Raw genomic sequence first — 19,521 nt, forward strand, 5'->3', positions numbered from 1 at the left:
CCAGGAGACCCAGGTGATCCAGGTGATCCAGGAGACCCAGGTGATCCAGGAGACCCAGATGATGAGATCATTATAACCACTATAGTGGATGAAGAAACACCTCTAGGCCCAACTCCTGATGAGGTGATCATTACAACCGTAACAGATCCAGTGGAGGATGATCCGGTAGTAGATATCCCAGAGGAAGAGATTCCATTAGGCGCAGCACTGCCAAAGACAGGAGAAACCGCACCAATTCTCTTCTACGGTTTAGGGTTATTGCTAACTTCCTTAGGCGTTACAATGAAAAGAAAATAATGATATAATGGAAGATAACGGAAGGGTTATACTCCATTGAACAGGTCAGGCTGGGAGATTCGCTTCCCAGCCTATTCTTTTAGGAAAGAGAAGTGATTAAAATGAAAAAGTTATCTGCTATATCTATTATCCTGGGTTTGCTGATTGGAGCCTATCCGCTGCTGGACCGGGCCTATACCTGGTATTGGCAGCAAAAGGTAATGTCAGATTATAGCAGTTTGGATGATGTATTTGCCAATGAACCGGAAAATGTCACAGAGCCGGTAGAAGCTGAGCCACAAGAGGAAGTTACTGAAGAACCCCAGCCTTCTTCAGAAGAGACATCAGCAGAGGGAATTGCTCCGTCTTCGCCAAAACCGCAGTATTCAAAAGAAGTGCTTCAGCCTATCGGTGTTTTAAAAATTGATAAAATCAAAGTCAACCTGCCAATTCTGGAAGGAACGTCACAGAAAAACCTTAAGATAGGTGCAGGATGGATGAAGGAAACAACAAAAATTGGAGAAGTGGGAAATACAGCTCTGGCTGCCCACCGCAGCCATACCTATGGAAGATTCTTTAACCGTCTGGATGAAATAGAGATTGGGGACAGGGTGATGATCACTGCCCAAGGAAAAGAATATTCTTATGAGGTATTTAATAAGGTGGTTGTTAAGCCTACAGATGTATCGATTCTGAGACGAAATAAAAAAGATAAGATTTTAACACTTATTACCTGTCATCCACTATATAAGGCAACCGATCGATTAATTATTCAGGCAAAAATAGTGGAGTAAAGGAGATAAAGCATTTTACACTGTGATCCTTTGACTGCCAAAATATAAATATATATTGGCAGTTTTTTCTAAGCAATAATGACTCCACGTGTATACAAAATATATGAAATTTATAGAAGGAAGGGATACATTGTTAAAATCATCCAGACATGTAAAAAATATAGATGAAAACAACAATCATAGGCGTCAACGCAATCCAATTATTTCCAAATAAACCTTAGAAGCATGTCATTCTGAGCGTTAGCGAAGAATCTTATAGAACATAAGCAAGATTACTTTTGATTATCAGAATATATCATCTAGCTTAAAGATCCTTCGACTCCGTTTTACTCCGCTCAGGATGACAAATTATGGGTTAAGTTGACGCCTATGAAACAACAATGAAACTAAAAGAAGAAAGAGGTATTTCCCAAGGGAATTTTTTTCAAGTCCTTTGTTTGGCAGACCTTGGACAGGGTATTTAATAATTAGAGGATTTACCACGATTCTTCAAAAATTTGTTGATTTATAGTACAAGCAGTGGTAAAATTTAACTAAGAAAATGTAAATATTTGTAGAGATTTAACTTGTCAACGACAAGGGCAAACCATCCGAAAGGGTGGGACGCAAAGCCATAGGGCCTTTCGCAAAAGCGAGTGGCAGCCGTGCTACCGAAAGAGAAGTTTTTATTTTGAAAAAATTAACTGAAAAGTAAGAATATAATCAGATGGAAGATCAGCTTTCCATCGATAAAGGCAAACCATCCGAAAGGGTGGGACGCAAAGCCATAGGGCCTTTCACATCAGTGAGTGGCAGCCGTGCTACCGAAAGGAGAGTTAACCAATGAAAAAGCTTGTTGTTTTTGTCATCGGATTTATGATGATATTTACAAACATAGGATATGCTGCAGAAAAAAGCATGACTTCCTTTATAGATAGTTCCATGAGCAGTCAAGGCGTTGTAAATGTTAAATACCTAAGTGCCAGCAACAAAAAGTTAAAGCTTATAGTACAAAAGGATCAATCCCAATATGTATATAATCTAAAGGGTGACGAATCTGTTGAAAGCTTTCCCCTTCAATTAAACAGCGGACAATACAAAATCAGCATTATGGAAAATGTAGAAGGTAAAAGCTACAAGCAGGTACTAAGCAGCAGTATCAATGTAAAGCTTGAGGATCCAAATAAAACTTACCTAAACTCTATTCAAAATGTACGATGGGATGAAAATACAAAGGCTGTTGCAAAAGCAAAGGAATTAACGAAGAACGCAAAAACAGATGAAGAAAAAATCAAAATCGTCTATGAGTATGTAGTAAAAAACGTAAAATATGACTACGATAAAATAGGTAACTTGGCTACAGACTATGTACCTGTAGTAGATGAAACCTTTGAAAGCAATAAAGGAATCTGTTATGATTTCGCCTCCATGTTTGCCGCAATGCTCAGAAGCCTAAATATTCCTACTAAATTAGTAAAGGGATATACAAAAAATGCAGTAGGCTATCATGCTTGGAACGAAGTACTCATCAATGGTAAATGGATAGTAGTCGACACAACTTATGATTCTCAAGTGGCTGAGAATAATAAAAAATATACAATGGCGAAAGATGCAAAAATCTATGAAAAAGTAAATGAATATTAAGAGATAGGCTCCTTGTTGCAAGGGGCTTTTTTTATATAATAGGAAAGTTCTGCTTTCCTATCTTATATTAGTTTAGATACTTTTAAAGCGAATATGGGTATACTGATCATATAATCTTATTGACATAACAGCAATATGTAAAGAAGGTTATGTCAACGATGCCAATAGGAGGGAATGGAATGACCGATAAGAGACTAAATGAACTGGAGAGATATCTAGATATTGCTTTGGGTAATATTCCGGAACTAAAGGGAGATGAAAAAAGAAAATGGCTGGGAGAATTTCGCGAAAGGGTAGTATTTGCTTTGAAAGAAGATCAGATCCATCGAAGGGAAGCCAAAAAAATTCTGGAAGAGAAAATAAAAGCATTGAAACCAAAAAAGCTGATTTTAAATGCAAAGGTTGTGCCGGGGATTGCCGGTATTTTTATGGAGTTGGCAGCAAAATATGATCTTGATTATAAATCTGTGGATTCACCTAATCAAAAGGGAGATATTGCACTGGTGTTAGCCAGTGACCATGCAGTGAATATAGAGGAAGTAGTTTTGGAAGAACTGCCTTTAATGCCGGAAAAATTCTATCAGTCAAAGAGCAAGAAGCTTTGCAAGGAACATATGGAGGAGTTGAAAAAGGAAGCGCCGATCTACTTTGATGAGTTCGAAGAAGTCACTTTTTTTGACAAAATGGTAGGGATTAAATGTGGTGTCTGTGAGGATAACAGCCGAGACGGTGTTATGATATAGCCCTCTTGATTTATTAAAAAAATAACATGAATTGCATGTATATTCCCTTAGTCCCTCGTCAATACTTTTATTAACAAGGGAAGAAAGTAGATAGAAAATATGTTTTCGTCCCCCTTTAACATATTTGCTAACTTATTTTCTTCCCTTAATTATTTGGTGAAGAAGAGAGGTATTGTCGGGTGAGGGAATTGGGAAAAAATGAAAAGAGAATAGCACTCTATATCCTTATATTATGCAACTTAATTTTGCTGCCTTTCTATTCTACAAGGGCAGCCTCTAAAGAAGAAGGGATCCAGGCAGCTTTTGAAGCTTCAGGTGCCTGTTTCGCTGAGCTGAATGTCAATGGGCACGCAGCTGTCGATCACCAGTTTATTGATGTGCAAGAGGCAACTCAATGGTGCTGGGAGCTTGCCGAAAAACTGGAGTTAGAAAACGGGCAGTTGGAATCCAATGTGGAAGAGGATTTTACTCAGGTATGGATCACTGGAAAAGTTAAAGAGGGGACTACTGCTACACTGCAGATTCAATCACAGCAGTATGAAAAACTTGGGGAAACCCATATAATTATTGATTTTTATGATGATCAAAGAATGGTGCAGCTTAATGATTTAACCAAAAGGCTTAGGGATCTGCTGAAATCCTATGGAAAAACGAATATTACTACCTGCCTGGTAGGAACCTTTGAAGGCAATTTGAGTATTGAAGAAAGGCAAGCAGTTTTGAAAAAGGTGATGCAATCTCTGGAGGCAGAAGAAGTCGAAGGATACAAAGAAGGAAATGTGATGAGTATCGTTGGATATAGCAGTAAGGTGAAGGAATGGATTCGTTACGGGGGAAATCGTGTGAATATTAATTTGGCCATGCGGTATAAGGATTATGAAGATAAATCCTATCTTTGGATAGGGACACCATTGATTACCATGGGCTATTAGAAAGAGCTTATGCTGTAATAAGCCCTGAAACAATCCTCGTATTTTGATTTACTACTATCTGTGTCATTCTGAGCTCAGCGAAGAATCTAGATTTTTAAGAGATCTTATAGATTCTTCATTTCACTTCGTTTCATTCAGAATGACAGGAGTCTGATGGCTGTAACATATAACAATAGCTGAGCATATTTTCCTAGAGGATTTTAGAAAGTTTTGTAGAAATAAAAGGAGGATGATGGACAGAAACAGATAACAGAAAATCTAATCATAAAGGAGGACCGGATGTGGCAAAAATTATTGTAGAAAAAAGCGCTCCCCTTAAGGGAACAGTCCGAGTCAGTGGAGCAAAGAATTCTGTTTTGCCGATTATTGCTGCATCTCTTCTAGCTCAGGAACACTGTACCCTAGAGGATATACCTGAACTAAAGGATGTAGAAGTGATTTGTGAAGTGCTGACATCGATTGGCTCCGACATCAAAAAGAAACCTAATGGAATCATAGAGATTAATTCTTCGCGGATAGATAACTTTGAAGCCCCCTATGAATTGGTTAGAAAAATGAGGGCATCTTTTTTGGTAATGGGTCCACTGCTGGCAAGGATGGGAAGGGCGCGTATTGCACTTCCGGGAGGATGTGCCATTGGGACAAGACCTATTGATTTACACTTAAAAGGATTTCATGCCCTAGGGGCAAAGATTGATGTAGGGCATGGATATGTAGAAGCCTCTGCCGAAAAGCTGGTGGGAGATAAGATTTACCTGGACTTTCCCAGTGTGGGTGCAACAGAAAATATCATGATGGCTGCCACAATGGCAGAGGGCATTACCATTATTCAGAATGCAGCTGAGGAACCGGAAATCGTAGATTTGGCCAACTATTTAAATGGTATGGGGGCTCAGATCAAGGGTGCCGGAACAGATACCATAAGGATACAAGGAGTACAGGCACTAAAAGGCACACGGCATGCGGTGATTCCCGATCGGGTGGAGGCAGGAACCTATATGGTGGCTGCAGCCATGACAGGGGGAGATGTCACAGTACTCAACGCACTTCCAGACCACTTAAAACCCATTATTGCCAAGCTGAAGGAATGTGGTGTAGAGGTACAGGAGAATGGTGATCATGTTCGGGTACGTGCACTTAATGGCGTAAATTCGACAGATATCAAAACTCTTCCTTACCCGGGTTTTCCTACAGACATGCAGGCTCAGTTTATGGCGATGCTCAGCATTGCCAAAGGAACCAGTGTGGTCATAGAAACCGTATTTGAAAATCGCTTCATGCACGCAGGGGAATTAAAGCGGATGGGTGCAGATATCAAGATTGAGGGCAGAAGCGCCGTAGTGCAGGGTGTGGATAAACTGCAAGGAGCCCAAGTTACTGCAACAGATTTAAGAGCAGGGGCAGCACTAATATTAGCCGGACTTATAGCCGATGGAAAAACTGAAATTGGAGATATTTATCATATTGAACGCGGTTATGTTGGCATCGAGGACAAATTAAGACAGCTTGGAGCTAAAATTTATCGATCTGAGGATTGAAAAATGTGTCGTCACACGACACATTTTTTCTATTTCCCGGGAAATAGGCAGAAAAACAATGAAAAATTGCGGACCAACAGGGTACGGAGGCCACTGAAAAAGTCCAGGTTCTGTCATTCTGAATGAAACGTAGTGAAATGAAGAATCTCTAAAAGCGCTTAAATACTTAGATCCTTCGCTGGCGCTCAGTAGGACAGTAGTGGCAGGTTTCCATGGCTGCCAGCATGTGCTAGACCTTTCATCCGGTTGAGCGCAGAGACCTAACCCCATAGGCGTCAACTTAATCTAAATATTTCCAAATAAACCTTAGAAGCATGTCATTCTGAGCGTTAGCGAAGAATCTTATAGAACATAAGCAAGATTACTTTTGATTATCAGAATATATCATCTAGCTTAAAGATCCTTCGGCTTCGTTTTACTCTGCTCAGGATGACAAATTATGGGTTAAGTTGACGCCTATGGACCCAACTCTACATTGCTAACAGCTAAAGACGAATAACTTTATCATATTCCCTCCCGGACCCTCATATAATATAAGAGCCATCGGCGATTTACAGGACAACAACAAAGGGGGAAAAGGAATGCGGAGTATTTTTTTTGTGCTCATTGGCATGTTGGTGACCACCATTTTAATACCAATGGTTTTGATCCAAAGCTGTGATCTGTCAACGCCTAAGCTAGAAGAACAAGAGGTAGTGGAAAGCCAGCGTATGGTTCATGTATTCAGTCAACAAACAAAAACTGTGGTGGAGATCGAACTGGAGGAGTATGTAAAAGGGGTTATTGCAGGTGAAATGCCCGCATCCTTTGAAATAGAGGCATTGAAAGCGCAAGCAGTAGCTGCCCGCAGCTATGCCATATCCAGAGTGAATCAGTTTCGTGAATCCGGAAATCCCAACCATCCGCAAGCAGAGCTTTGTGACAGCATCCATTGTCAAGTGTGGTATTCAAAAGATAAGTTGAGGGAGATAAAATCTAAATACTGGATGAAGGACTATTGGCCCAGGATCGAGCAGGCAGTTGAAGAAACCCGGGGAATGATCATGACCTATGACGGTAAACCGGTGAATCAGCCGCTGTTTCACTCCACCAGCGGGGGAAGAACAGAAAATTCGGAGGATGTATTTGTATCAGCGGTACCCTATTTACGCAGCGTAGATAGTCCTTTCGAGGATAAAGCCCCTTATCTGACGGACCGGCAGACTGTATCTGCAGCTGCATTTGTTTCAAAGATAAAGGGCAAATATAAGGATTGTGACATCAAAGAATCAACGATATCGACAGCAATTAAAATTCTGGAAAAAAGCGAAGGCGGAAGAATTTTGAAGATACAGGTAGGCAATAAGGTTCTTACAGGGCGGGAAATCAGAGACCTGTTAGGCTTGCGTTCTGCCAATTTCACCCTTGCTTTTAAAGGACGTGACATAGAGTTTAGGACTGTAGGCTATGGTCACGGTGTTGGCATGAGTCAGTGGGGGGCCAACGGTATGGCAGAACAGGGACATACCTATGAAGAAATTCTAAAGCACTATTACCAAGGGGTAGAAATAGAAAAACTGAGGAATTAAGATTTCATCATAAATAATAGACTTGACGCAAAGAGTATATGTAATCTACAATCCCAGTAACCAGTAACCAGTAACCAGTAACCAGTAACCAGTAACCAGTAACCAGTAACCAGTAACCAGTAAGCGTTTTTTTATATAACATGTATGAAATCCTCTAAATTGGCAACAATACAAGATGGAGGTGGCATATACATGGATAGAAAAAAACTGTTTTTTAGAAATAAAAAATCAGAGGATGCAGAAAAAAGAAAAGAAAGTAGTATCTATAAATTTCTTGACAAAGAAGGATTTTATATCATTTTGTTCTTATGTGTATGTATTGTAGCAACTACAGCTGTTTGGGTAACAAAGACCAATATTGATCGTCTTGCAGTAGACGATTTGCAGCGGCCGATGCTGCCCTTTGACGAGGAACTTCCGGATTCGGGAACCGCTACGGAAGCACAGGATGAGGCTCCCGTTGTGGTAGTGGAAGAGAAGGAAGATGCCGAAGAGGTGATGGCTAAGCAGGAAGCACAAACACCAGTTCAACAGCCTGTAAAGCAGGCAGCTAAACCTGTGAAGCAAACCAGTGCTAAACCTGCTGCAGTACCTGCAAACGCTGCACAAACTGCAACTGCAAAGACTACCTTTAAAATGCCTGTAGTGGGGGAAAAAGGAATGGATTATGCTGCCAATAGTCTGGTGTATTCCAAGACCCTGGATCATTATACCACTCATTATGGCGTGGATATTATTGCGCCGGAAAACACTCCGGTAGTGGCAGCCTTAGCCGGTGAGGTTATAGAGGTTGTGGTTGATTCAAGAATGGGAATTACGATTACCATTGCCCACGAGGGAGAACTGGTAACAAAATATGCAAACCTTAGTACAGGAAGTATGGTCAAAGTAGGGGACAAGGTAGAAAAGGGGCAGATTATCAGCGGGGTAGGAAGAAGTGCACTTTTTGAAATATCCGAGGAACCCCATCTGCATTTTGAAGTATTGGTAGATGGTGAACATGTAGATCCAAACAAGTTTCTGCCGAAGAACTAGCTTGAATATAGGCGGTTTCTCTACAAATCCTTGTTTTTGTTGTTATTGTCGTGGCAGGCTTCCATGGCCGCCAGCGTGGGTTAGGACTTTTATCCGCTTAGACACAGAGAAAGGCTGCTGAAAAATTCCCATATCAGGGTGAATAACATGGCTGTCATCCTGAGCGCAGCGAAGGATCTGAGCATTTAAGCATTTTATAAGATCCTTCATTTCATTACATTTCATTCAGAATGACAAATCTTGACTTTTTCAGTGACCTCCAAAGAGACCCAACCCCACACTTTATGTCGCATCACTCTAGAAGTGTTCATTACGTATATTGCAGATTATAAACGTAGTACTTTGATGAAGAAAAATATAAAACAGGGTAATGATACCCTGTTTTTATCTATAAGCACCTCTATAGGATTTTAGCGCATCTGATGTTGTCCTGACTTCCTATTCGTGGCTGTTGCGATATTTTAGTTTCGTAGCTTTGCCTCCTCGAATATGTCTTTCTGCCTTGTTCTTGTCGAGAATCCGCTTAACCTGATTTGCCACAAGAGGGTTTATCTTAGGAAGTCTTTCGGTTACATCTTTATGTACTGTACTTTTACTTACTCCAAAGACTTTGGCTGTCTGGCGTACGGTAGCTTTTTGATTTATTATATATTCAGCGATCTCCATTGCTCTTTCTTCTATGTAGTCTTTCACTTACTTAACCCCCTTTTTGGATGATTCCTTTGTTAAATAATATGCTGGGATATGGTACTGTAGAACTGAAAAACAAGGGGAAAATATATATTATAATTTTTTTCTGAAATAGAGGAATTATGAAAACAATGTAGAATATGAATACTGTTTGAGACTATGAATATTGTCAAATTAAGATAAATTAAATCGCTATTTAAGATGAGCGGTGGGCAAAATGGAAGGTGATGAGGAATGTTTGGATTTGGTACAGAAATAGGTATTGACTTGGGAACGGCCAGTGTACTGGTATTTATAAAGGGGAAAGGAATTGTACTTCAAGAACCCTCAGTAGTTGCTATTGATAAAAACACGAACCAGCTTCTGGCAGTAGGAGTAGAGGCCAGAAGAATGCTAGGAAGAACGCCTGGGAATATTGTTGCCATTCGTCCACTGAAAGATGGTGTAATTTCTGACTATGAAGTTACAGAAAGAATGTTGCGCTATTTTATACATAAAACCTGCGGGAAGAGAAGATTTTTCAAACCAAAGATCATCGTGTGCGTACCCAGCGGGGTGACAGAGGTAGAAAAGAGAGCGGTTATTGATGCCACCACAGAAGCCGGGGGAGGAATCACCTATTTAATCGAAGAACCGATTGCTGCAGCCATCGGTGCCGGTTTGGATATCTCTAAGCCTGATGGAAACATGGTAGTGGATATTGGTGGAGGAACCGCCGATATTGCTGTAATTTCCCTAGGAGGCATTGTAGTCAGCGAGTCTATCAAGGTTGCAGGAGACAAGTTTGACGAGTCTATTGTGAGGTACATGCGTAAGAAGCACAATCTTTTGATTGGAGAGAGAACCGCCGAAGATCTTAAGATAAGTATTGGAACTGCTTATCCAAGGGTGCAGAATGCAACGAGGGAGTGTCGAGGACGTGACTTAGTATCTGGTCTGCCAAAGACGATCACGGTTACATCAGAAGAAATGCTGGAGGCGTTAGAGGAACCGGTAACCGCCATTGCCGACGCCGTCCACGCCGTACTGGAAAAGACTCCTCCAGAGCTGGCGGCAGATATCAGCGACCGGGGAATTGTTATGACCGGTGGAGGATCCCTGTTAAATGGATTAAACAAGCTAATTGAAAAGAGAACAGGTATTGTGACCTACATCGCCGAAGATGCTGTGTCCTGTGTAGCAAAGGGAACAGGCATGTCTCTTGAATCGATCCATATACTAGAGAAAAGTATGATGAGCAGCCGAAACTTTAAAAGGCTGAGATAAATTCGTTGGGTTTTACCCGTTACCCGTTGCCAGATAAAGATATAAGATCTATCTTAAAGGTTAATGTAAAATTTAGTTATAACAGGTTTTATAGGTTTACGCCATTAGAAATAAAAGTATTATTGTAGGGGCAGACCCGTAGGCGTCAACTTAATCTAAATATTTCAAAATAAACCTTAGAAGCATGTCATTCTGAGCGTTAGCGAAGAATCTGATAGAACATAAGCAAGATTGCTTTTGATTATCAGAATATGTCATCTAGCTTAAAGATCCTTCGACTCCCTTTTACTCCGCTCAGGATGACAAATTATGGGTTAAGTTGACGCCTATGGGGGCAGACCTGCGTGTCTGTCCGCTTTTTCGGGACGACACAAGGGTCATCCCCTACATATATCATTTACTGGCCTTTGTCTAATACAACGAAGGAATAAAAACTGTGTTTTAGTTAACGACAGTTTTTATTTTTTTCTAAAGATTTATTATAAAGGTGCCGATATATATGTAGAAGTATGGAATAATGTATGTTTTTAAAGGATTTTTTGGCCTTTTGTTTTCCACCAACTCGTCGTAAGGATAACGAAAAGATGAATATATCCTATAAGTAAAACTAGAGTTTTTTTATAGAGTTTACTTTTTCACCTAAATATGGATTATACTAAGGAGTTGAAATCCTATGTTAAGAGGCCTTTATACAGCTACGTCAGCCATGACAACAAATAATAAGAAAATGGATGTTATCACCAATAATCTTGCCAATATTAACACCACTGGTTATAAGAAGGATTTGGTTATATCAGAAACCTTTCCGGAGGTACTTATTAAGAAAATAAATTCTCCAGTAGATTATGCAGGAAGAGAAGGCTTTCGGGGAGTGGAAGTAACGCAAGAAGAAAATGGTGGTTATCAGGTAAGTACTACAGGCGGCTTCTTCAGAACAAAGACCTTTAACGGGGTCAGCTACGAAAAGATGTTGAATTTCGCTGTAAACGAAGATGGCTACTTAAGTACATATTACCGGGATCAGGATGGCAATATCGACACCGCTGCAGGATATTTAGTCTTAGGAAACAGAGGCCCTGTATATGTAGGAGATGCAGCCTTAGAAATCAATAACAGAGGCCAGGTATTGGTGGATGGAAATATTGTAGACAACCTGGTAATGCTGGCTCCTCCTCCAGTTATCGGTACACTAAATTCAGGGGTAAGATTAGATAAGATTGAAATCAACTATGATCAAGGGCAGATTTTTGAAACCGATAATCAGCTGGATTTTGCCCTAAAGGGTAGAGGCTTTTTTCAGATAGAAACTCCAGAGGGAGTAAAGTATACCCGTGACGGCTCCTTTAAACTCAATGCAAATAACGAGCTGGTGACGTCAGAAGGATATAGAGTACTAGGCAGCAATGGCCCGATCCTCATCGAAGGGACAAAGGTATCTGTGTCAGAAAGAGGAGAAATCTTTGCTGACGATCAGTGGATGGATCAGTTAAATATTGTGGACATACAAAACCTAAGGGATATGCGAAAAGAAGGCAGCAATCTGTACAGAATGGCAGCTGGTACTGAAGCGGAAGCACAACCCTTCTCAGGACAGGTGCTGCAAGGCTTCTTAGAGAATTCCAACGTAGATGCTGTCAAGGAAATGATCGAAATGATCACCCTTTTCCGAAACTATGAATCCAATCAGCGAATGATCAAAGCTTATGACGATACCCTGCATAAGGTAGTTAATGAGGTTGGGAAAGTGTAACGCGTAACGTGCAACAATGACAGCAAATACTTTATTTGATAAAAAATAAATGTCTCTATAGAATTCAAACAAAAAGAGGAGGAAAAAATCATGCGTGCACTTTGGACCGCTGCATCTGGCATGAAAGCACAGCAGCTAAATGTGGATACAATCGCCAACAACTTGGCCAATGTAAATACAACGGGATTTAAGAAACAAAGGGTAGAATTCAAAGACCTTTTATATGAAACATTGAGCAGAACAAATCTGGATCAGGGAGAAGGGAAACCCGTAAACCTGGAAGTAGGCCATGGGGTAATGCCGATTGCCACCACCAGATCCTTCTTAGCCGGGAATTTTGAACAGACAAATAATAACCTGGATCTTGCCATAGAGGGAGACGGGTTCTTCGTAGTAAGAGATGAAAATGACAACTTATTCTATACCAAGGATGGAAGCTTTAAATTGAGTATCATTGATGATGAAGCAAGATTGGTTACTTCCGACGGTTATTTTGTGCAAAGCGATGCAGGAGATGTAGAGCTGGGTACCGATATTGCAGATATTATGATCTCTCAAAATGGCGTGATTTCTGTGAAGCGAAAAGGGGAAGAGGAAATCGAAGAAATCGGGCAACTGACCCTCGTGACCTTTGCAAATCCCGCAGGGCTGGAGAGTAAAGGCAAGAATCTTTATGTGCAAACCACTGCATCAGGGGAAGCGATAGAGGCTATTGAAGGAGAAGCGGGAAAGGTATTGCAGGGATTTTTGGAAACCTCCAATGTGCAGGTAGTAGAAGAGATGATTAAGCTGATCACGGCACAAAGGGCCTATGAAATCAATTCAAAATCTATCCAGACAGCTGATCAGATGCTGGAACAGGCTAATAACCTTAGAAGATAATAAAAGCCGTTACACGATACATGTTTTTCGTTGGACGTAAAATATAAACCTATCAATGAACTCAGTATGTATACGCAATCGAGAAAAATAGTCAATTAGAATGGAAATAGGAGTTTATCTGTGTAGGTTGCACATAAAATAGGTTTTAGAGGTTTTTACGGGTAACGTGCAACGTGCATCGATATCTATAGGGAGAGAAGCAAATGAAAATTGATGGAAATCTACCCATTCACCAGGTGGATATAAAGAACAAAAAAGAAGAAGTAAAAACAGAAGAGTTCAAAAACCTGCTGGAACAGGCACAAAAAAGCCAGGATGAAAAGAAACTGATGGATGCTTGCCGGCAGTTTGAGTCTGTATTCATCAATATGCTTTTAAAAAATATGCGAAATTCTATACCGGAAGGCGGATTTATTGAAAAAAGCTATCCGAGGGAGATTTTCGAAGGCATGTTTGATGAAAAGATGGCAGATGAGGTGTCTAAAGGGCAAGGAATCGGCTTGGCCAAACAGATGTATAGTCAGCTGTCTAGAACGATGAAAATCAAAAAAATAGATGGTGAAGAATAAAAACTAAAAAAAATTTTAATAATTTAGAAGGGGTTTTATACCCCTTTATTTAATTTAATCAGTTATGCTAGTCGTTGGTATGTGACTGAGCATCCTAATTTGTACGCGGATCGACGAGGGCGTCGATCCCTGCTTCCTATTTTAAACTTATGTAGGGAACGGCCTCTGTGCCATTCTGCTGAATATTAGATTTCTCAATCACACATCTATAGAAGATCATCTGGAAAATTACTTCTTGTATTTTCTTCTGATTAGCGAATATTAACTAGTAGGATCTGTTAGTTTATATCTATAAAGGAGTGGATCAAATGTTAAATAGCGTAGACATTCAAAAAATCATACCTCACCGGTATCCATTTTTGCTGGTAGACAAAATCCTAGAGTTGGAGCCGGGTAAAAAGGCCGTAGGGATAAAAAATGTAACCATCAATGAACCTTTTTTTCAAGGACATTTTCCAGGAAATCCCATTATGCCTGGGGTTTTGATTGTGGAAGCCATGGCACAGGTGGGTGCTGCCTCTATGCTATGTCTTGAAGCCAATAAGGGCAAGCTGGGAGTATTTACGGGAATCGATGAACTGCGATTTAAAAGACAAGTGGTTCCGGGAGATACCCTAAGGATGGAAGTAGAGATGATCGCTGTAAAACGCAATATCGGCAAGGCCCAGGCTGTAGCTTATGTAGGCGATGAAGTAGCCTGCAAGGGTGTGCTGATGTTTGCTTTAGTGGATACACCAAAATAAATAATCTTAGATATATCTTAGGATTAGAGATTTACGCGTCTACAACAAGATGTTATTTTGTAGGGGACAACCTATGTGTCTGCCCGCTTTTTCGGGACGACACAGGGGCTGTTCCCCATAGGCACCAATGTAATCCAAATATTTGTAAATCAACCTTAGAAATATGTCATTCTGAGCGTTAGCGAAGAATCTTGTGGAACATATGCAAAATTACTTTTGATTATCAGAATATATCACCTAGCTGAAAGATCCTTCGACTCCGTTTTACTCCGCTCAGGATGACAAATTATGGGTTAAGTTAACGCCTATGGCTGTTCCCTACGATTATGTTTCTTTATAGAGGCGTAAATCGATATAAAGTAGGGTATTAAGAAATGTAGGGAATGACGCCCTCGTCATTCCGAAGAATATAAGCGCAAAATGCAATAAGAAGGAATCCTTTTTATTGCTCTTTTTTTGATTTTTTATTTAGGCTTCATGGTATAATAGGGAATGAGAAAACATAAACCCATAAAATTTACATAGAAAAGAGGAAAAAGCACATGAAGGTATTGGTAACGGGCGGAGCTGGCTTTATTGGGTCTCATGTGTCAGATTTACTGATCTCTGAAGGTTTTGAAGTCATCATCATCGATAATTTGTCTACTGGAAAGTTGGAGAATATGAATAAATCCGCCAGGTTTTATCATATGGATATTAGAAGTGATTCTTTAGGCGAAGTCTTTGAGAAGGAGAAACCTGACTTCGTTGTACACCACGCAGCCCAGATCGATGTGCAGACATCCATCAAAACCCCTGTTCTAGACGGAGATATCAATATATTAGGGACGATCAATATTTTGGAAAACTGTGTTAAGTATGGAGTAAAAAAAATCATATATGCATCATCGGCGGCTGTATATGGGGAGCCTGCCTATTTACCGGTGGATGAGAAGCATTCCATTGAACCAATGTCTTATTATGGGATTTCAAAGTTTGCACCGGAGCAGTACATCCGTGTATACAGCAGTCTCTACGATCTTAAGCATACGATCCTTCGTTATGCCAATGTTTATGGGCCTAGACAAGCCTATGAAGGGGAAGGCGGGGTAGTAGCCATCTTCCAGCATCTCATGTCAACGGGGCAAGCTCCAAGAATATTTGGCGATGGGGAACAAACCCGGGACTATGTCTATGTGAGAGATGTTGCACAGGCCAATCTTCAAGCGCTAACCCAAGGAGATAATGAAACCTTTAACATCAGCACCAATGAAAAGACCACAGTAAATCAACTGTTTGATGCAATGAGGCAGCTTCTGGGATTTCAAGGAGAGGTGCAATACGGGCCTGTCCGTCCAGGGGACATTCCTCACAGCACACTGGACAATGGAAAAGCAATGGTACAATTAAATTGGAAGCCTCAATACAGCCTTAAAGCAGGGCTGACAGAAATGCTTCAACCAGAAATCTAGGAAACGGCCCCTGTGCGGGTCCGCCACCAAATGCTAACCTTTCAGATATATACCTAGAGGAGAATAAGGAGGTACATATATGGATTATAAAAAAATCTATCAAGACTGGCTGGAGAATCCCTATTTTGATCAAGAAACCAAGGCAGAATTAAAAGCCATTGCAGAGGATGAAAAGGAAATAGAAGAAAGATTTTACAGGGATTTGGAATTCGGTACCGGGGGCTTGCGCGGGGTCATTGGAGCAGGTACCAACCGTATGAACATATATACTGTGCGGAGAGCTACCCAGGGCTTTGGGGAATATTTAGCAGAGTCTGTTGAAAATGCAAAAGCCAAAGGAGTGGTTATTGCATATGATTCCCGTCATAAATCTCCTGAGTTTGCGGAGGAAGCGGCTTTAGTACTATGTGCCAATGGCATTAAAGCCTATCTTTTTGATGCACTGCGTACCACACCGGAATTATCCTTTGCTGTCCGAGAATTAGGATGTGCCGGAGGGATCGTAGTGACAGCCAGTCACAATCCGCCGGAATACAATGGTTACAAGGTATACGGTGAGGATGGGGGACAGTTAGTTCCCGAGGATGCGGAAAAGGTCATTGATAAGATACAACAGATCCATGACTATAGCAAAGTTCCCTATCTACCAAAGCAGGAGGCTTTGGATAAAGGACTGCTGAAAATCATCGGCGAGGATATAGATAAAAAATATATAGAACAGGTGAAATCACTGGTTTTAAGACCAGAGATCATTGGGCAGACGGGAGAGGACTTCAAAGTTATCTTCACACCTCTCCATGGAACCGGCAATATGGCCGTAAGAAGAGCGCTGGCAGAAGCAGGCTTTAAGAATGTCTATGTGGTAGCGGAGCAGGAGCTGCCGGATCCCAATTTTTCTACAGTGAAATCGCCAAATCCAGAGGAGCATGAGGCCTTTACCCTGGCCCTTTCCCTGGCAAAGACCATAAAGCCTGATGTGATCATCGGGACCGATCCTGACTGTGACCGCATTGGTGCCGTAGTACAGAACAAGCAGGGAAATTATGAGGTTTTAACGGGCAATCAGACAGGGGCTTTATTGATCGATTATATCTTATCGGCCATGCAGGAAAAAAAACAGCTGCCTGATAACGGAGTGGTGGTGAAAACCATTGTAACCAGCGAAATGGGTGCAGCAATAGCGAAAAGCTATGGCATGACGGCTCTGGATACCCTTACAGGCTTTAAGTTTATAGGAGAAAAAATTAAACAATTTGAAGCAACAGGGGAAAAACAGTTTGTTTTTGGCTATGAAGAAAGCTACGGTTATCTGGCGGGAACCTTTGTCAGAGATAAGGATGCTGTGATCGCCGCCCTTTTGATCTGTGAAATGGCTGCCTTTTACAAAACAAAGGGTATGACCCTATACGATGCACTATTATCCTTATTTGAAAAGCATGGATACTATCAGGAAGGCTTGGCGTCTATTACCTTAAAGGGTAAAGAAGGAATGGAAAAGATTACAGACATTCTGAAGCAGTTAAGGATGAATCCCCCTAAAGCCGTCGGAGATAAGTCCTTAAAACTCCTTAGGGACTATGGACAGCGGATAGAATATCATCTTTTGGAGGATAGGGAGGAAGTGCTGACGCTGCCGCAATCCGATGTGCTTCACTTTACCATGGTCGATGGGTCCTGGTTCTGCGTTCGTCCCTCCGGTACCGAACCTAAGATCAAGATATACTTCTCTGTTATTGGAAAGTCCTTAGAAGATGCAAAGTCGCAGCTGCAAGCATTGAAGGACGGGGTAATGGCTATCATCAATGGAATGCTGTAGATATTAAAACATAAACCTTTCATCAATCATCTATAAATGATATAATAAGTATACAAAATAGCGGAAGAAAAAGGGAGGAGTACCCATGACAGATCAAGATCTTCAGCATACCTTGAATCAGATCGTAGGTATGATCGACACCCTGGGAAAGAAAATAGACAGATTAGAGGAAAAGGTAGATCGAATAGAGGAAAGATTAGATCGAATAGAGGAAAGATTAGATCGAGTAGAAGAAAGATTAGACCGAGTAGAGGAAAGATTAGATCGAGTAGAAGAAAGATTAGACCGAGTAGAAGCAAGATTAGATAGCCTTGAGGTAAGAGTGGACCGATTAGAGTCGAAAGTAGACCAACTGCAGGCAGACGTAACCTCTATGAAGGCAGAACAAAATGAAATGAATGACCGGTTGGATACTATAGCGTCAATGTATGGCTCCCATGAGGAAGCTATTCGCAGATTAAAGGCAAGAAAAATATTATAGAATGTGAATAGGAGATATGATACGTTGTGATAACGTATCTTTTTCTTTGCTGGCAGAAATAGTGTATAATAGATTTGAATAAAATATTACAAGAAACGTGACAAGATTCATTGCAGATCAATACTTGTTCATATTATGAGGAGACCATCATGAATAGAAGAAGATTTAAGGTGATTGTTGGAAATAAAAATATAGAAGCCATAAAAAAGCACCAGTTTCAGGAAGCCTACGTGACCAATACTCGGCTGATGGGGGTACTGGGTTTAAGAATTCAATGGATTACAGAAGAAAATCATCTGTTTACGCAGTTTTTTCACCTAGATGCGGAAGCGTATGGATTGGATGACTATGTAGGTGTGCTGGCACCGACAAAAGAAGAAGTAGAACTGCAAACCGCAAGGATGATGGGCGGTCTTGGGGGGAGACTGGTTCCTATCAGTGAGCGGGAAGCCAGATATCTTTTGAGAGAGTTTATCAAACGAAACAGCACTTTTAAGGAGAACCTTCCGGAACCTTTAGCCGAGTATGACTTTGCTATTCAGGAAAAGGTGACCCTTTCTTCGAAGGAAGTAAGACTTTTGTGGGATAAGATCTGTGAGCCCATAGAAACCCCTATACAGTTAATCAATTATTTTATCATGCGCGGGGTAGGCTGCGACGATGAGGCGCTGAAATATCTTTCCCTATCCGATGGGGTGGATTATAAAATTGTGGAAGGGCCGGGAACTCTTTTGAAAAATGTGACAGAAACCATAAAGGATGAGGAAGGAATCAGCTATCTCACAGAGTCAATCATTGATGTAAAAAACCAATATAAAATGGTTTTAAGTGAAATCAGGCTTCAAGAGACGAAGGACGGTTTGAAGGTAGCAAGGGCAGAAGTGCGGTCTTCTATGAATATTACTGCTATGGAGGCCGCCTTTGGCCTGACGAAGCCGGAATATATATCAATCTACTATGCTTCAGATCCTGATGCTGTTATACAGCGGCTGGAGGCAGATAAACCTCATGCCATGCGGCATGCCTATGAGGGCAGCTGCCTTTTTACGGAATTCAATCCTACCAATGATCATGTGAAGAGTCAGACCTATTATCTAAATGAGGATGTCTATGGAATATACTATTTAACCGATGAGGATCAGCTGTTGGTGGCAGCCTATTCAGAAGAGAAGATGAAAGCCTTGGAGGAATATTTTGCACAACCCTTCTATGACCAGCTGATACAGATGGAAGAAAGACTGCGACTGAATCGTCCTTTGCTCTATGAGTTTGTACAAAGTGACTACGGCGATTTCTTTGAATTCCTGGTTGATCATGAATATTAAGGCGGTGCAGAGGACGTGCCGTTCATTAGGCGGATGCAC

General features: G+C 41.0%; 18 protein-coding genes and 2 riboswitches. Of the genes, 17 read left to right on the forward strand and 1 reads right to left on the reverse strand.

The genetic code is table 11. The features are described 5' to 3' along the window. The 8 genes from BUB56_RS01040 to BUB56_RS01075 form a co-directional block, all read left to right on the forward strand. Positions 1–297, forward strand: a 297-nt coding sequence (locus BUB56_RS01040) for an LPXTG cell wall anchor domain-containing protein (protein ID WP_190014023.1), incomplete at its 5' end; no start/stop codon positions are given. Between the two features lie 101 nt (positions 298–398). Next, positions 399–1,070: a class D sortase gene (locus BUB56_RS01045; RefSeq protein ID WP_110939524.1), complete on the forward strand. Its 672-nt coding sequence runs from the start codon at positions 399–401 to the stop codon at positions 1,068–1,070. A 570-nt stretch (positions 1,071–1,640) separates the two neighbouring features. After that, positions 1,641–1,725: riboswitch (cyclic di-GMP riboswitch) on the forward strand. A gap of 68 nt (positions 1,726–1,793) precedes the next feature. After that, positions 1,794–1,878, forward strand: a riboswitch (cyclic di-GMP riboswitch). A 14-nt stretch (positions 1,879–1,892) separates the two neighbouring features. Continuing rightward, positions 1,893–2,693, forward strand: a complete 801-nt coding sequence (locus tag BUB56_RS01050; protein ID WP_110939525.1) for a transglutaminase-like domain-containing protein — start codon at positions 1,893–1,895, stop codon at positions 2,691–2,693. Positions 2,694–2,872: 179 nt separating this feature from the next. Continuing rightward, positions 2,873–3,436 carry a DUF1694 domain-containing protein gene (locus tag BUB56_RS01055; protein WP_190014024.1) on the forward strand — a complete coding sequence of 188 codons (564 nt, stop codon included), beginning with the start codon at positions 2,873–2,875 and terminating at the stop codon, positions 3,434–3,436. A gap of 179 nt (positions 3,437–3,615) precedes the next feature. Next, complete coding sequence (locus BUB56_RS01060) at positions 3,616–4,368, forward strand: YwmB family TATA-box binding protein (protein ID WP_110939527.1); 753 nt, start codon at positions 3,616–3,618, stop codon at positions 4,366–4,368. A gap of 281 nt (positions 4,369–4,649) precedes the next feature. Next, positions 4,650–5,906, forward strand: a complete 1,257-nt coding sequence (gene murA, locus BUB56_RS01065; RefSeq protein WP_110939528.1) for a UDP-N-acetylglucosamine 1-carboxyvinyltransferase — start codon at positions 4,650–4,652, stop codon at positions 5,904–5,906. A 581-nt stretch (positions 5,907–6,487) separates the two neighbouring features. Continuing rightward, positions 6,488–7,474 carry a stage II sporulation protein D gene (spoIID, locus tag BUB56_RS01070; RefSeq protein WP_110939529.1) on the forward strand — a complete coding sequence of 329 codons (987 nt, stop codon included), beginning with the start codon at positions 6,488–6,490 and terminating at the stop codon, positions 7,472–7,474. Positions 7,475–7,666: 192 nt separating this feature from the next. Then, positions 7,667–8,509, forward strand: coding sequence for a M23 family metallopeptidase (locus tag BUB56_RS01075; protein WP_190014025.1), 843 nt, complete (start codon positions 7,667–7,669; stop codon positions 8,507–8,509). 438 nt (positions 8,510–8,947) lie between these two features. Here BUB56_RS01075 and spoIIID read toward each other — a convergent pair whose 3' ends face one another. Further along, entirely contained in the window at positions 8,948–9,202 is a 255-nt protein-coding gene (gene spoIIID / locus BUB56_RS01085; RefSeq protein WP_110939532.1) for a sporulation transcriptional regulator SpoIIID, read from the reverse strand. 231 nt (positions 9,203–9,433) lie between these two features. Here spoIIID and mreB point away from each other — a divergent pair, with 231 nt between their 5' ends. The 9 genes from mreB to BUB56_RS01130 all read left to right on the forward strand — a co-directional run bounded on the left by mreB (position 9,434) and on the right by BUB56_RS01130 (position 19,482). Continuing rightward, positions 9,434–10,465: a rod shape-determining protein gene (mreB, locus tag BUB56_RS01090; RefSeq protein ID WP_110939533.1), complete on the forward strand. Its 1,032-nt coding sequence runs from the start codon at positions 9,434–9,436 to the stop codon at positions 10,463–10,465. A 673-nt stretch (positions 10,466–11,138) separates the two neighbouring features. Then, positions 11,139–12,215, forward strand: a complete 1,077-nt coding sequence (locus BUB56_RS01095; RefSeq protein WP_110939534.1) for a flagellar hook-basal body protein — start codon at positions 11,139–11,141, stop codon at positions 12,213–12,215. 90 nt (positions 12,216–12,305) lie between these two features. Then, complete coding sequence (gene flgG / locus BUB56_RS01100; protein ID WP_207650377.1) at positions 12,306–13,097, forward strand: flagellar basal-body rod protein FlgG; 792 nt, start codon at positions 12,306–12,308, stop codon at positions 13,095–13,097. A gap of 203 nt (positions 13,098–13,300) precedes the next feature. After that, positions 13,301–13,666 (forward strand): rod-binding protein, encoded by a 366-nt coding sequence (locus tag BUB56_RS01105; protein ID WP_110939536.1) that lies wholly within the window; start codon positions 13,301–13,303, stop codon positions 13,664–13,666. A 308-nt stretch (positions 13,667–13,974) separates the two neighbouring features. Further along, positions 13,975–14,409 (forward strand): 3-hydroxyacyl-ACP dehydratase FabZ, encoded by a 435-nt coding sequence (gene fabZ / locus BUB56_RS01110; RefSeq protein WP_110939537.1) that lies wholly within the window; start codon positions 13,975–13,977, stop codon positions 14,407–14,409. 542 nt (positions 14,410–14,951) lie between these two features. Continuing rightward, complete coding sequence (locus BUB56_RS01115) at positions 14,952–15,860, forward strand: NAD-dependent epimerase/dehydratase family protein (protein ID WP_110939538.1); 909 nt, start codon at positions 14,952–14,954, stop codon at positions 15,858–15,860. A 79-nt stretch (positions 15,861–15,939) separates the two neighbouring features. Beyond that, positions 15,940–17,676, forward strand: a complete 1,737-nt coding sequence (locus BUB56_RS01120) for a phospho-sugar mutase (RefSeq protein ID WP_110939539.1) — start codon at positions 15,940–15,942, stop codon at positions 17,674–17,676. An 85-nt stretch (positions 17,677–17,761) separates the two neighbouring features. Beyond that, complete coding sequence (locus BUB56_RS01125; RefSeq protein WP_110939540.1) at positions 17,762–18,157, forward strand: DUF16 domain-containing protein; 396 nt, start codon at positions 17,762–17,764, stop codon at positions 18,155–18,157. A 149-nt stretch (positions 18,158–18,306) separates the two neighbouring features. Next, complete coding sequence (locus BUB56_RS01130; protein ID WP_110939541.1) at positions 18,307–19,482, forward strand: hypothetical protein; 1,176 nt, start codon at positions 18,307–18,309, stop codon at positions 19,480–19,482. Positions 19,483–19,521 lie beyond the last annotated feature (39 nt).

Source organism: Geosporobacter subterraneus DSM 17957, from assembly GCF_900142145.1.
In the GTDB taxonomy this organism is placed as follows: Bacteria; Bacillota; Clostridia; order Peptostreptococcales; family Thermotaleaceae; genus Geosporobacter; species Geosporobacter subterraneus.

Bases quoted from the DNA above. Each gene is read 5' to 3' on its own strand.
- BUB56_RS01125 (WP_110939540.1), top strand. From the start codon at position 17,762: ATGACAGATCAAGATCTTCAGCATACCTTGAATCAGATCGTAGGTATG.
- BUB56_RS01115 (WP_110939538.1), top strand. From the start codon at position 14,952: ATGAAGGTATTGGTAACGGGCGGAGCTGGCTTTATTGGGTCTCATGTG.
- flgG (WP_207650377.1), top strand. From the start codon at position 12,306: ATGCGTGCACTTTGGACCGCTGCATCTGGCATGAAAGCACAGCAGCTA.
- BUB56_RS01130 (WP_110939541.1), top strand. From the start codon at position 18,307: ATGAATAGAAGAAGATTTAAGGTGATTGTTGGAAATAAAAATATAGAA.
- BUB56_RS01120 (WP_110939539.1), top strand. From the start codon at position 15,940: ATGGATTATAAAAAAATCTATCAAGACTGGCTGGAGAATCCCTATTTT.
- fabZ (WP_110939537.1), top strand. From the start codon at position 13,975: ATGTTAAATAGCGTAGACATTCAAAAAATCATACCTCACCGGTATCCA.
- BUB56_RS01105 (WP_110939536.1), top strand. From the start codon at position 13,301: ATGAAAATTGATGGAAATCTACCCATTCACCAGGTGGATATAAAGAAC.
- BUB56_RS01045 (WP_110939524.1), top strand. From the start codon at position 399: ATGAAAAAGTTATCTGCTATATCTATTATCCTGGGTTTGCTGATTGGA.
- BUB56_RS01050 (WP_110939525.1), top strand. From the start codon at position 1,893: ATGAAAAAGCTTGTTGTTTTTGTCATCGGATTTATGATGATATTTACA.
- BUB56_RS01055 (WP_190014024.1), top strand. From the start codon at position 2,873: ATGACCGATAAGAGACTAAATGAACTGGAGAGATATCTAGATATTGCT.
- BUB56_RS01075 (WP_190014025.1), top strand. From the start codon at position 7,667: ATGGATAGAAAAAAACTGTTTTTTAGAAATAAAAAATCAGAGGATGCA.
- spoIID (WP_110939529.1), top strand. From the start codon at position 6,488: ATGCGGAGTATTTTTTTTGTGCTCATTGGCATGTTGGTGACCACCATT.
- mreB (WP_110939533.1), top strand. From the start codon at position 9,434: ATGTTTGGATTTGGTACAGAAATAGGTATTGACTTGGGAACGGCCAGT.
- BUB56_RS01095 (WP_110939534.1), top strand. From the start codon at position 11,139: ATGTTAAGAGGCCTTTATACAGCTACGTCAGCCATGACAACAAATAAT.